Annotated in this window: 10 protein-coding genes and 2 tRNA genes; 1 reads left to right on the forward strand and 11 read right to left on the reverse strand. The window is 50.9% G+C overall.

Annotated elements, in window-relative coordinates; all coding sequences use genetic code 11:
- The first annotated feature begins 227 nt into the window (after nt 1–227).
- Entirely contained in the window at nt 228–1,505 is a 1,278-nt protein-coding gene (locus R70723_RS23460) for a Kelch repeat-containing protein (protein ID WP_052421442.1), read from the forward strand.
- A gap of 44 nt (nt 1,506–1,549) precedes the next feature.
- Here R70723_RS23460 and R70723_RS34130 read toward each other — a convergent pair whose 3' ends face one another.
- The 11 genes from R70723_RS34130 to pyrR form a co-directional block, all read right to left on the reverse strand.
- On the reverse strand, nt 1,550–2,431 hold the full coding sequence (locus R70723_RS34130; RefSeq protein WP_052421443.1) for a hypothetical protein: 882 nt from the start codon (nt 2,429–2,431) through the stop codon (nt 1,550–1,552).
- Nucleotides 2,432–2,778: 347 nt separating this feature from the next.
- Nucleotides 2,779–2,852: transfer RNA gene (locus R70723_RS23470), tRNA-Ile, on the reverse strand.
- 43 nt (nt 2,853–2,895) lie between these two features.
- Nucleotides 2,896–2,972: transfer RNA gene (locus R70723_RS23475), tRNA-Met, on the reverse strand.
- An 81-nt stretch (nt 2,973–3,053) separates the two neighbouring features.
- The gene (locus R70723_RS33830; RefSeq protein ID WP_167336667.1) at nt 3,054–3,218 is read right to left on the reverse strand and encodes a hypothetical protein; all 165 of its coding nucleotides are present in this window, start codon (nt 3,216–3,218) and stop codon (nt 3,054–3,056) included.
- A 137-nt stretch (nt 3,219–3,355) separates the two neighbouring features.
- The gene (gene pyrE, locus R70723_RS23480; protein WP_039875901.1) at nt 3,356–3,997 is read right to left on the reverse strand and encodes an orotate phosphoribosyltransferase; all 642 of its coding nucleotides are present in this window, start codon (nt 3,995–3,997) and stop codon (nt 3,356–3,358) included.
- Entirely contained in the window at nt 3,994–4,710 is a 717-nt protein-coding gene (gene pyrF / locus R70723_RS23485; protein ID WP_039879205.1) for an orotidine-5'-phosphate decarboxylase, read from the reverse strand. Before pyrF ends, pyrE begins: the two co-directional genes overlap by 4 nt.
- 186 nt (nt 4,711–4,896) lie before the next feature.
- A complete protein-coding gene (gene carB, locus R70723_RS23490; protein ID WP_039875904.1) occupies nt 4,897–8,118 on the reverse strand; it encodes a carbamoyl-phosphate synthase large subunit in 3,222 nt (1,073 codons plus the stop codon).
- Nucleotides 8,119–8,120: 2 nt separating this feature from the next.
- Nucleotides 8,121–9,299, reverse strand: coding sequence for a glutamine-hydrolyzing carbamoyl-phosphate synthase small subunit (gene carA / locus R70723_RS23495; RefSeq protein WP_047171219.1), 1,179 nt, complete (start codon nt 9,297–9,299; stop codon nt 8,121–8,123).
- Between the two features lie 66 nt (nt 9,300–9,365).
- A complete protein-coding gene (locus tag R70723_RS23500) occupies nt 9,366–10,640 on the reverse strand; it encodes a dihydroorotase (RefSeq protein WP_372238231.1) in 1,275 nt (424 codons plus the stop codon).
- A 125-nt stretch (nt 10,641–10,765) separates the two neighbouring features.
- Nucleotides 10,766–11,674: an aspartate carbamoyltransferase catalytic subunit gene (locus tag R70723_RS23505; protein WP_039875907.1), complete on the reverse strand. Its 909-nt coding sequence runs from the start codon at nt 11,672–11,674 to the stop codon at nt 10,766–10,768.
- A 2-nt stretch (nt 11,675–11,676) separates the two neighbouring features.
- Nucleotides 11,677–12,240, reverse strand: coding sequence for a bifunctional pyr operon transcriptional regulator/uracil phosphoribosyltransferase PyrR (gene pyrR, locus R70723_RS23510; protein WP_039875911.1), 564 nt, complete (start codon nt 12,238–12,240; stop codon nt 11,677–11,679).
- Nucleotides 12,241–12,410 lie beyond the last annotated feature (170 nt).

Genomic DNA, 12,410 nt, shown 5'->3' on the forward strand with positions numbered 1-12,410 from the left:
AATCTGTTAGAAGGATCTAACACTGTCCTAGTATTAAAATTATCTTAAACTAACAAGACACTCCGATAGTCTTACATTAGGCATCAGGGGTGTATGTTTCACAATGCCCATTTTATGTACAAATTTTGTCTTGATTCTACATATTACATATTTAGGAATAAATGTTTAGACATTACTTATATTAAAATATAAACTCAAATTCATCATTAATAAGGGGTTGTTATATTTTGTTAAAAAACAAAAAGATTTTTATGTTTATTATTCTATTAGTTATCTCAGGCGTTACATCAATTAAGTTTGTGTTTGCTTCAGAAACGGACGTTTGGACAAAAGTCACGGACTTGCCTGATGCCAGAGCTGCCAATGCAGTTGCCGAAGTTAATGGAATTATATATTCAATAGGTGGATCAGCAGGAGCGATGCCATACAAAGATGTTCAAGCATACAATCCAGCAACTAATACATGGACAAAAAAAGCAGATATGCCCACAGCTCGTTCATCTGCATCAGTAGTTGTTGCAGATGGGAAAATATATGTTTTTGGAGGATATACAGGGAATTTCTATTCATGGACAGGTGGGAGCGCGGTTAATACTGTTGAAATGTATGATCCGTTAACTGATTCTTGGACAACTAAATCTCCCATGCTCTTTCCAGCAGGAAGTACTTCTGCCGTAAATTACAATAATAAGATTTATGTTTTTGGAGGATTAACAACTAATGTGACGTCAATTGCAAAAGTTCAGGTCTATGATACTCAAAATGACTCTTGGTCCGAGAAAAGAAGCATACCACAAGCGATACATGGTACAGGAGCTGTCACATACAATGATAAAATATATCTTGTAGGTGGCAGATACATAGGTAATAACGTAGCTGTAGATTTTTTTCAAGAGTATGATCCTCTTAATGATTCATGGATGATGAAAACAAGCCTACCAACACTAAGAAACGCACCTTCTGTAGTAGTTTACAAGAATAATATTATAGCGATTGGCGGAAGCACACCTAATGTAGAAACAGCATCAGTAGTAGGATACGATTTTACAACAAACTCATGGTCAGCGTTCCCTAGTCTAAATGATGCAAGGGCAGGTTCATCAGCTGTTGTTTACAAAGACAGAATATTTGTGTTTGGTGGAAGCAAGCAAACAACTTCAAATTCTCCTGTTGGAAGTGTTGAAGTTTACGGTACAGAAACGCCTGAACCAACTACGACACCAACACCAACACCAACGCCATCACCATCTCCTGAACAATCAATTGGAAATCGAGCAATTCTTGTTGTAACCATGATTACAGGTCTCGAAAAAGAATTCGATCTCAGTTTAGAAGAAGTAAATAATTTTATTACATGGTATGAAAGCAAACAATCGGGGAGTGGAACAGCCGCTTACGCAATTAATAAACATGACAACAACAAAGGACCTTTCACAATCCGAAAAGATTATATAATCTTCGATAAGATACTCACCTTCGAAGTAAACGAGTATACATTGAAGTGAACACTAACCCGTCAGGCATGAGCCCGGCGGGTTAGTTATTATTGTTATTGAACAGAATATTCATCTACACTGAAAGTCAGAATTTTTTCAAAAATAACATAGTCTTTTCTGCTGGTGAATGGGCCCTTATTATTTTCATGTTTGTCAATGGCAAAGGATGCTGTCCCTGTACCCGCCTGCTTAATTTCATACCACGTAATGAAGTCATTGACTTCAGACATATTTAGGTCAAACTCCTTTTCAAGACCGGTATTCATGGTGACAACCAAAATAGCTCGGTCGCTTGTTGGCTGCTCTGGAGCCGGTGACGGTGTTACCCTTGGCGTTGAAGTTGGCTCAATGGTAGGTTGTGGTGTTGTCGTTGGTGTTGGCTCTGCTGTTGGTGGTGTTAGAGAGCCTATTGTGATCTCACTAATAGCAATCCAAGTATTACTTTCAGCACACTCTATTCTAATACCGCTATATTTTCCTGGAGTCACTGCAAAAGGATCTAAAATCGTGTAATATTTATTTGCGTGGTTTTCCACTTCTCTATTTATTTTTCCGGATATTTCAACCCAACTCCCGGACTGAAAACCATACAACTTATAGGAAACATTAGTTTTTGGACTAGCAGAAGCTGCTAATTGTACAAAATCCAAATAAATCTCTTCAGGAAATTTCATTTCTAATAAACCGTTATAACCTCCACTATTCCAGAAGGTTTCAAAATTCAAATCTATTACATTGCTAGGAGCCATCCCACTGTATGATTTATCAGCAGACACTATAGTTCCATCTGGGGGCACAGTTCCAATCATTTCAATAACATCTCCACCTTCTGCATGTGAAACCTCACCTTTAATTATTGGTTGAAGTAAAATAACAGATACTATTATACTCATCACTAAAAACAATTTATATCTCACCTTAATTCCTTTTTTCACAAACATCCATCTCCTTCAATATGTATGCAACAAGCCTACACTAAAAAAGGGCGAACAAACAGTCTGTTATTCGACATTTATTTACAATAAACTTAAGGGTTATTAAGGAAATATGTGGATAGCAAAAAGAAAATTCGTCATCGGTCGACGGGTTAGAGAAACCTTTGACAAAATCGAAGCAGAATTAAATAAATTCCTGGAAAATAGATTAATCCTGTAGATAAATAGGCTCCGTTAGCAAATCGGTTAGCAGGACAGCTTCTTCTGTATATATTTGCTTCTCCTCAGAATCACAAACAACCCCAAACAAAGCAAAAACCCCTTGCTAGGCAAGGGGTTTAGTGAAGTGGGCCCTACAGGACTCGAACCTGTGACCAATCGGTTATGAGCCGACCGCTCTGACCAACTGAGCTAAGGGCCCGGATCTAATGTATCCGAATGTACAAGGGCTGTAAAAGAATAATTGGTTGCGGGGGCAGGATTTGAACCTGCGGCCTTCGGGTTATGAGCCCGACGAGCTACCGGGCTGCTCCACCCCGCGTCAGTAAACTTATTCAAACAGCGACAATAGTTAATATACATTAAATAAGGCCATAAAGTCAAGGATGAATTTGTTAATTGCTCAGGGTAAAAAGCGAACCCCGTAACGGCCCTTCCGCGAACGGTAAATTTCTACAAACTGCGGGTCATGATAGCCGTAGATCCAGCCGTCCTGCTCCAGCCTTTTGGCCAGACAGCCCGCCTGAAATCTCGTCCTGAACAGCTTGGCAAAATAGATCCAGTTCATGATGGATGTCTCCTTTGAAGTCGGGTATTCAGCGCTGCAGTTATAGCATACCCCATCATGACAGATAAATATGCGGGACCTGCTACTCTCATAACCTGAAAGCCGCAAGTCCCGCCTTTAAAATATTTAAACTAGGCCTATACTCCGAACGAAGCCGGGTCCTTCCGCCAAGATTGCAGCAGCGCTACATCGCTCTCTGCGATCTTGCCCTGGCTCAGGGCTACATCGATCAGGGTCGTGTAGTTGGACAGGCTCTGCAGCGGCACACCGGCTGCTGCGAACGCTTCAGTGGCACGGTCCAGCTCATAGCTGAAGATCGCCAGAACCGCCAGAACCTCTCCGCCTGCTTCCTCTACCGCCTGAGCCGCTTTGATCGAGCTGCCGCCGGTGGAGATCAGGTCCTCGATCACGATAACCTTCTGGCCGGGCGAGATACTGCCCTCGATCTGGTTCTGCTTGCCGTGGCCTTTGGCCTTGTCGCGGATATAAGCCATCGGCAGATTCAGCTTATCGGATACCCAGGCCGCATGCGGGATACCGGCGGTTGCTGTGCCTGCGATGACCTGCGCCTCGGGATAGCTGGCTTTAATCAGCTCTGCAAAGCCGCCTGCAATATAGTTACGCACTTCCGGGAAGGACATTGTCAGACGGTTGTCACAATAGATTGGCGATTTGATGCCGGAGGTCCAGGTGAACGGGTCCTGCGGACGCAGGGCAACGGCCCCGATCTCCAGCAGATAGGCTGCAACTTGCTTACTTGTATTAGACAATGTACTCATGCTTGTGTCATCTCCTCAATAATGGATAGTGCTGCTGCGCGCGGGTCGGCTGCTGCGGTAATCGGACGGCCTATGACCAGGAAGTGGCTGCCCTGACGGATAGCTTGTCCAGGCGTCATAACACGGGACTGGTCATCCAGGGACGAGCCTGCCGGACGGATACCCGGCGTTACCGTGACGAATTCCGGACCGCAGGCTGCTGCGATCGCTGCCGACTCCTGCGGGGAAGCAACTACGCCATGCAGGCCCGCTTCAGCCGCCAGCTTAGCATAACGAACTACGGTATCCTCTACATTCCCGGCAATGCCGATCTCTTCGTTCATGACTTCCTGGCTCGTGCTTGTAAGCTGTGTCACCGCAATAATCAGCGGGATGTGCAGCGAAGGATTCAGGCTGACCGCCTTTGCGGCTCCCTCCAGTGCTGCAGCCATCATCGTCTTACCGCCGGAGGCATGCACGTTGAACATGTCTACACCTAGTCTGGTGATGCTCTCAGCACCGCCGCGGACTGTATTCGGGATATCATGCATTTTCACATCCAGGAAGACGGAATAGCCGCGTTCCTTAAGCTCTCTGATAAAATCCGGCCCTGCTGCATAGAACAGTTGCATGCCGACCTTCAGGTAGCACGGAATGCCTTCCAGCTTATCAATCAGGACCCGCGCCGAATCTGCATCCGGATAATCCAGCGGAATCATCAGCCTGCCGGCCATTTCATCCCGTCTGGCAATCTGGCCAATCGTCTCATGCTCTGTCTGCTCTGGGGTTTGCTGTTCCATCGGTCGTTCTCCCTCTCCTTCATTCATCATCTGCTTGCCCGGGCACAGTTGAACGGTCTGCGCTAACGCAAACCGTTCCCTGTATGAAACCGCCCGCAGGCGGTTCCTGGTATTCATATCTTATTGTCCGACAAAAGCGGGCATCGACTGTGACGAGAAGTTGATCGTCTGCAGCATTTTCAGCAGCGCTGCTACGGTATCGAGCGAGGTCATACATACCACGCCGTTCTCAACCGCTTCGCGGCGGATGCGGAAGCCGTCACGCTCAGGTGTTTTACCCTTGGTCAGGGTGTTGAACACGAAGTTCGCCTGGCCGCTGCGGATCAGGTCGAGGATCGTAGGCTCGCCTTCGTCCAGCTTGTTGACGTTCATCACGTTCAGGCCGGACTGCTCCAGCGCCTGCGCCGTGCCGCCTGTAGCGATGATTTTGTAACCCATAGCATGGAAGCCCTTCATCAGCTCAACTGCTTCGGCTTTGTCTTTATCCGCTACTGTAACGATGATCGCGCCGGTCGCCGGAATTTTCATTCCTGCACCAATCAGACCTTTGTACAGCGCCTTGGCATACAGCTTGTCGCGGCCCATAACCTCACCGGTTGATTTCATTTCAGGTCCCAGGGTAGGCTCAACTCTGCGCAGCTTGGCAAAAGAGAACACTGGCACTTTAACCGATACATAGTCGCTCTCCGGCCACAGGCCTTCTGTGTAGCCCTCTTCCTTCAGCTTGCCGCCGAGGATGATTTTGGTCGCCAGATTCGCCATTGGAATGCCGGTTACCTTGCTCAGGAACGGAACCGTACGCGAGGAGCGCGGATTCACTTCGATTACGTACACTTCGTTCTGGTAGATAACGAACTGGATGTTCACCAGACCGATGGTCTTCAGCTCTTTGGCGATTTTGATCGTGATGTCGGTGATCTTCTGCTTCAGGCCTTCATCCAGATACTGCGGAGGATATACGGCGATGGAGTCGCCGGAGTGGACGCCTGCACGCTCCACATGCTCCATGATACCCGGAATAACAACCGTTTCACCGTCGCAGATCGCGTCAACCTCAACCTCTTTGCCGAGCATATAACGGTCGATCAGGACCGGATGCTCCGGATTGATTTTGACCGCTTCAACCATGTAGCTCATCAGCTCAGCGTCGTTATATACGATTTCCATTGCGCGGCCGCCCAGCACGTAGGAAGGACGCACCAGCACCGGATAGCCGAGGGACTGGGCTGTTTCTACCGCCTGGCTTGCATCGGTTACTGTCTTGCCTTTCGGCTGTGCGATATCCAGACGGGCCAGCAGCGCTTCGAACCGCTTGCGGTCCTCAGCTTCGTCGATGCTCGACAGGCTGGTTCCGAGGATGTTCACACCGGCAGCCGCCAGCGGCGCAGCAAGGTTGATGGCCGTCTGGCCGCCAAACTGCACGATAACCCCGATCGGATTCTCCTGGGCAATGACGTTCATTACATCTTCAAAGAACAGCGGTTCAAAATACAACCGGTCCGAGGTATTGAAATCCGTAGACACCGTCTCCGGGTTGTTGTTGATAATAACGGCCTCATAGCCGGCGTTCTGGATCGCCCATACCGCGTGAACAGTGGAGTAGTCGAACTCAATCCCCTGGCCGATACGGATCGGTCCCGAGCCTAGTACTACAACCTTCTGCTTGTCGGAATGAGTTACTTCGTTTTCTGTTTCATAAGTTGAGTAGTAGTACGGTGTCGATGCTTCGAATTCAGCAGCACAGGTATCTACCATCTTGAAGACCGGTGTCAGGCCTTGCGCAAGCCGCAGGCTGCGGACATCCGCCTCCTTCGTCTGGGCACCGCCCGGACGTCCTTCGGCACGAATCTCGGCGATGGCCCGGTCAGTGAAGCCTTTGCGCTTCGCCTGGTACAGCGTTTCAGCGCTCAACGTTTCTTCACTGCGCAGCACATCCTCGAATTGCACCAGTCCTTCAATCTTGGACAGGAACCACCAGTCTACATTCGTAATATCCTGGATTTCCTGCAGCTGATAGCCGCGGCGGTAAGCTTCGGCGATGAGGAACAGGCGCTCATCGTCCGCTTTGGCCAGACGGTTACGCAGCACACTGTCTTCCAGCAGCTCGGCACCCGGCAGACGGAAGCGGTGAACTCCGATTTCCAGGGAACGGACAGCCTTGTGGATCGACTCTTCAAAGGTACGGCCAATCGCCATCACTTCGCCGGTCGCTTTCATCTGTGTGCCCAGCTTGCGGTTCGCCGAGGTGAACTTGTCGAACGGCCAGCGCGGGATTTTGCTGACGATATAGTCCAGCGTCGGCTCGAAGCAGGCATACGTCTGGCCGGTAACCGGGTTAACGATTTCGTCGAGCGTGTAGCCGAGGGCGATTTTGGCTGCCATCTTAGCGATTGGATAGCCGGTTGCCTTGGAGGCAAGCGCCGAAGAGCGGCTGACACGCGGATTTACTTCAATTACATAATATTGATAGCTTTGCGGATCAAGCGCGAACTGTACGTTACAGCCGCCTTCAATGTTCAGCGCACGGATGATCTTCAGTGAAGCGCTGCGCAGCATCTGGTATTCACGGTCGGAGAGCGTCTGGCTCGGTGCTACAACGATACTGTCGCCAGTATGTACACCTACAGGGTCAAAGTTCTCCATATTGCAGACAACGATACAGTTGTCATTTGCGTCACGCATAACTTCGTATTCTACTTCCTTCATGCCGGCGATGCTCTTCTCGACCAGACACTGGCCGATCGGGCTGTAGCGGATACCCGCTTTTACTGTCTCACGCAGCTCTTCCGCGTTGTCACAGATCCCGCCGCCGGTTCCGCCCAGGGTATACGCCGGACGGACAATCAGCGGGAAGCCGATTTCCTCAGCAAAGCTCATAGCTTCGTCTACTGTAGTGATAATAATACTTTCCGGAACCGGCTGGTCCAGCTCGCGCATCAGTTCGCGGAACAGGTCGCGGTCCTCTGCCTTCTCGATCGAGTGCAGCTGAGTACCCAGCAGCTTCACGTTCTCTGCTTCCAGTACGCCGGCACGCGCCAGCTCAACCGCCATGTTCAAGCCGGTCTGGCCGCCCAGTGTCGGCAGCAGTCCGTCAGGACGCTCCTGGCGGATGATGCCTGTTACGAACTCAAGGGTGATTGGCTCAATGTAGACCTTATCAGCCATGTTAGTATCCGTCATGATGGTGGCCGGGTTGCTGTTGATCAGTACAACCTCCACGCCTTCTTCCTTCAGGGCCTGGCAGGCCTGTGTGCCTGCATAGTCAAACTCGGCGGCCTGGCCGATGACGATCGGACCGGAGCCGATGACGAGGATTTTTTTAAGTTTATCATTCTTAGGCATAATTATAGAGCTCCTTTCACGGCTTCAAGCTTCGGCGTTTGTTTAGGTGCCGTGATTCTGGCATTGGCAGCAAGCTGCGCCTGGCGCGAGCCGGCAGGCGTCTTCGCTTTGTGGTCAGCAATCATCTGCAGGAAACGGTCGAACAGATAGCTGCTGTCATGTGGTCCCGGCGCTGCTTCCGGATGGTATTGCACCGAAAAGGCAGGGTAACGGGTATGCTTTAAACCTTCGATAGTCTTGTCATTGTTATTGATGTGCGTCACTTCAAGCTCGGTGCTCTGCACAGATTCTTCATTAACAGTGTAGCCGTGGTTCTGCGAGGTGATGAAGCAGCGTCCGCTCTCCAATTCCTTAACCGGGTGGTTACCGCCGCGGTGGCCGAATTTCAGCTTCTCAGTGTCTGCGCCGCAAGCCAGAGCGAACAATTGGTGGCCCAGGCAGATACCGAAGATCGGGTATTCTCCGAGCAGCTCAGAGATGGTGTTGACAGCGTAAGGTACATCTTTAGGATCCCCAGGGCCGTTGGACAGCTGGATGCCGTCAGGGTTCAGGCGGCGGATTTCGTCTGCAGTTACATCATGGGGCACAACCACTACGTCACAGCCGCGGTTGTTCAGCTCACGCAGGATACCCGTCTTCGCGCCGTAGTCAACCAGCACGATCCGTTCCTTTGTTCCAGGGCTGCTGTAGCTTGTAGTAGTCGAGGTGCGGGCAACCTGGTTACGCAGCTCCTCAATGGTTGTGTCACCCATCATTTCCATCAGCTCTTCCACACGCTTGTTAGAGGTAGTCAGGATGGCTTTCATCGTTCCGTAGTGGCGGATAATGCGGGTCAGCATCCGGGTGTCAATTTCACTGATCCCGGGAATGCCGTATTCCTTCAGCAGGTCGTCCACACTGTATTCAGCACGCCAGTTGCTCGGTACTTCTTCATGGCGGCGCACAACAAAGCCGTGTACAAAAGGACGCACGGATTCAAAATCATCACGCGTAATGCCGTAGTTCCCGATCAGCGGATAAGTCATCGTTACGATCTGTCCGCAGTAGGAAGGATCCGACAGTACCTCCTGATAACCTGTAATCCCTGTGTTAAAAACAACCTCGCCTGTCTTTTCGCCCTCAGCGCCAAATGCGGTACCTGTAAACAGCGTTCCGTCCTGAAGCAGCAATCTTGCCTGCATTTCCTTCCACTCCTTCTTGTTTCTGTAGTCTGATTCTATTGTCTCTATCCCGACTGAGTCAGGATGTTAGCTGTTTTGCGTCCAGACGGCCTTGCCGTCTACCCAGGTTGCTACCGGCCAGCCTTTCAGCTTCCATCCGGTAAACGGAGTGTTACGTCCTTTAGTGGCAAAAGTGGCCGGGTCTACCACCTGCTCTTCATTCAAGTCAATCAGTGTCAGATCAGCCGGTGCCCCAATGGCAAGGCTGCCTGTGTTAAGCCGGAATACGCGGGCCGGATCAGCAGTCATCCGCTGCACCAGCAAGCTCAGGTCCCATTTGCCTGTAGCTACAAAAGCGGTATACAGCAGCGGGAAGGCTGTCTCGAAGCCGACGATGCCAAACGGTGCAAGCTGCATGCCCTTGGCTTTTTCTTCTTCGCTGTGCGGTGCATGGTCTGTTACGATGATGTCGATCGTGCCGTCCAGCAGCCCCTCGATGCAGGCTTCCACATCGCGGCGGGAGCGCAGCGGCGGGTTCATTTTCCAGTTGGCGTCCATTCCAGGGATATCCTCTTCGGAGAGCAGCAGATGGTGCGGACACACTTCAGCAGTCACTTTAATGCCGATTTGCTTCGCCTGGCGGATCAGCCGTACCGACTGCTCTGTGCTGACGTGGCAGACATGGTAGTGAACGCCTGTAGCTTCAGCGAGCAGAACATCGCGGCCGACATGAATCGCTTCCGACTCATTTGGAATTCCCTTCAGACCATGCTTGGTTGCAAAAGTTCCTTCGTTAACCGCACAGCCTTCGACCAGTGAATCATCCTCACAGTGGGCGATAACCGGCATATCCAGGCTTGCAGCCAGCTTCATGGCATCCTTCATCATCTGGGCAGTCTGTACACCTACACCGTCGTCTGTAAAGCCGATCGCTCCGGCTTCCTTCAGGGCGGCAAAGTCAGTCAGCTCGCGGCCAAGCTCATTTTTGGTGATTGCCGCATATGGCAGTACTTTAACGAGTCCGGCTTCACGTGCTTTTTCTTTTACCAGCTCTACGATTTCAGGAGTGTCTGTTACCGGCCGGGTGTTCGGCATGCAGGCGATGGTGGTGAATCCGCCCTTGGCAGCCGAGCGTGCGCCCGTTTCGATCGTTTCTTTATGCTCAAAGCCAGGCTCGCGCAGATGCACATGCATGTCAATCAGGCCCGGTACCAGCAGCTTGCCTTCCGCATCGACAATCTCACCGGATTCTTCCGCAGGAAGCTCACTTTCAACCGCTGTAATGATTCCGTCCTGAACTACGATGTGCTTGATTTCCAGTTCGCCGTCTTTGTTCAATACGCTGGCGTTTCTAATGATCACGATGATGATTCTCCTTTTGCCTGCAAGCCGCAGCTCCAAGCTCTGTTTGTATTATATAATAAAAATTCATCTTTGTGTATATTTATTAATCCATTTATGTCAGGTTTTTTTAGTGTCTGTCTCTTCTATTGAAGTGCACGCTCCATGACTGCCATTCTCACCGGAACACCGTTAGCCATCTGCGGGAAAATCCGTGACTGGCTGCTCTCGACTACCGCATCATCGATCTCCACATTGCGGTTGACCGGCGCCGGATGCATGATGATCGTGTTCTTATCCAGCTTGGCTGCACGCTCTTCAGTGAGTCCGTACTGCTTGCGGTATTCATCGGCTGACTGCAGGATGCCTGTTGCATGGCGCTCCAGCTGCACTCTCAGCATCATAACCACATCCGCCTTCAGTGCTTCTTCTATACTAACGTAGGGTGCATACTGCGCCAGTTCAGGCGCCTTCATGCTGTCCGGGGCGCAGAACTGCACGCTTGCTCCCATCTTCGTCAGTCCCCAGAGGTTCGAGCGGGCCACCCGGCTATGCATAATGTCCCCGATAATCGACACTTTCAGGCCCTTCAGCTCGCCAAAATTTTTGGTCATCGTATACATGTCCAGCAGCGCCTGGGTCGGATGCTCGTTGTTGCCGTCTCCGGCATTGATCAGCGGGATGGATACCTTCTCCGCCAGCTGCTGCAGCACGCCTGCAGGCTTCAAACGCACAACTCCGGCGTCGATCCCCATCGATTCCAGTGTGCGCACTGTATCGTAGATCGACTCGCCTTTTTCTACACTGGAAGCTGCCGCCGTAAAATTCAGCACTTGCACACCAAGGCGTTTCTCAGCCATTTCGAAGGAAAAGCGGGTCCGTGTGCTATTCTCAAAAAACATGTTAGCCACAAACTGCGATCTCAGCACCGGTGTCAGCTTCTCCTTCTGGTTGTCCCAGTAAGCCGTTCTGTTCAAAAGCTGCAGAAGCTCTGTCCGGTCCAGCTCTTTAATCCCCAGCAGACTGCGTTCCTTCACCTTGGTTGCTGTCATCATTGTTATCGTTCCTCCCGGTTGGAAATAATGTAAACCTCGTCCTTGCCGTCGTATTCCGTCAGCGCCACTTCAATCTGCTCATGCCTGGAGGTCGGCACGTTTTTGCCGATGTAGTCCGGCCGGATCGGCAGCTCGCGGTGTCCGCGGTCGGCCAGCACAGCCAGCTGGATCATCCGCGGCCGTCCGCAGTCCATCAGGGCATCCATCGCTGCGCGGATCGTCCTTCCGGTGTACAGTACATCGTCGAACAAAATCACCTTCTTGTCGCGGATACCGCCGCTGCCTTCCGGAAGCTTCAGCATGCTCTCGGCTGCCTCCCGGCTGTCTCCGCCCTCGCGGTCATCCCGGTAGTGCGTGATGTCGAGCTCGCCCCAGGCAATCTCTACACCCTCAATTTCTTTGATCCGCTCTGCGATCCGCTGTGCCAGATACACCCCGCGGGTGCGGATGCCGACCAGCAGACAATTCTCGATACCCTTGTTTTTCTCCAAAATCTCGTGCGCAATGCGCGACAGCGCCCGGCGGATTGCCGTTTCATCCATAATTACGTTTTTCTCGGTAGCCATTTATCCAGCCATCCTTTCGCTTGTACGCCCGTCCAAGCCCCCGGAAAACAAAAAACTCCTTGCCCAAAGCAGGCAAGGAGTGAAATCCGCAGATTAAAAAAGATGGCGTGTCCGCGCGCATAAAGAGGCTATCCGTACTCATACGGATCCCATCCATTTGTCGCGAACCT

The sequence above is a fragment of the Paenibacillus sp. FSL R7-0273 genome (assembly GCF_000758625.1).
Classification (GTDB): domain Bacteria; phylum Bacillota; class Bacilli; order Paenibacillales; family Paenibacillaceae; genus Paenibacillus_AQ.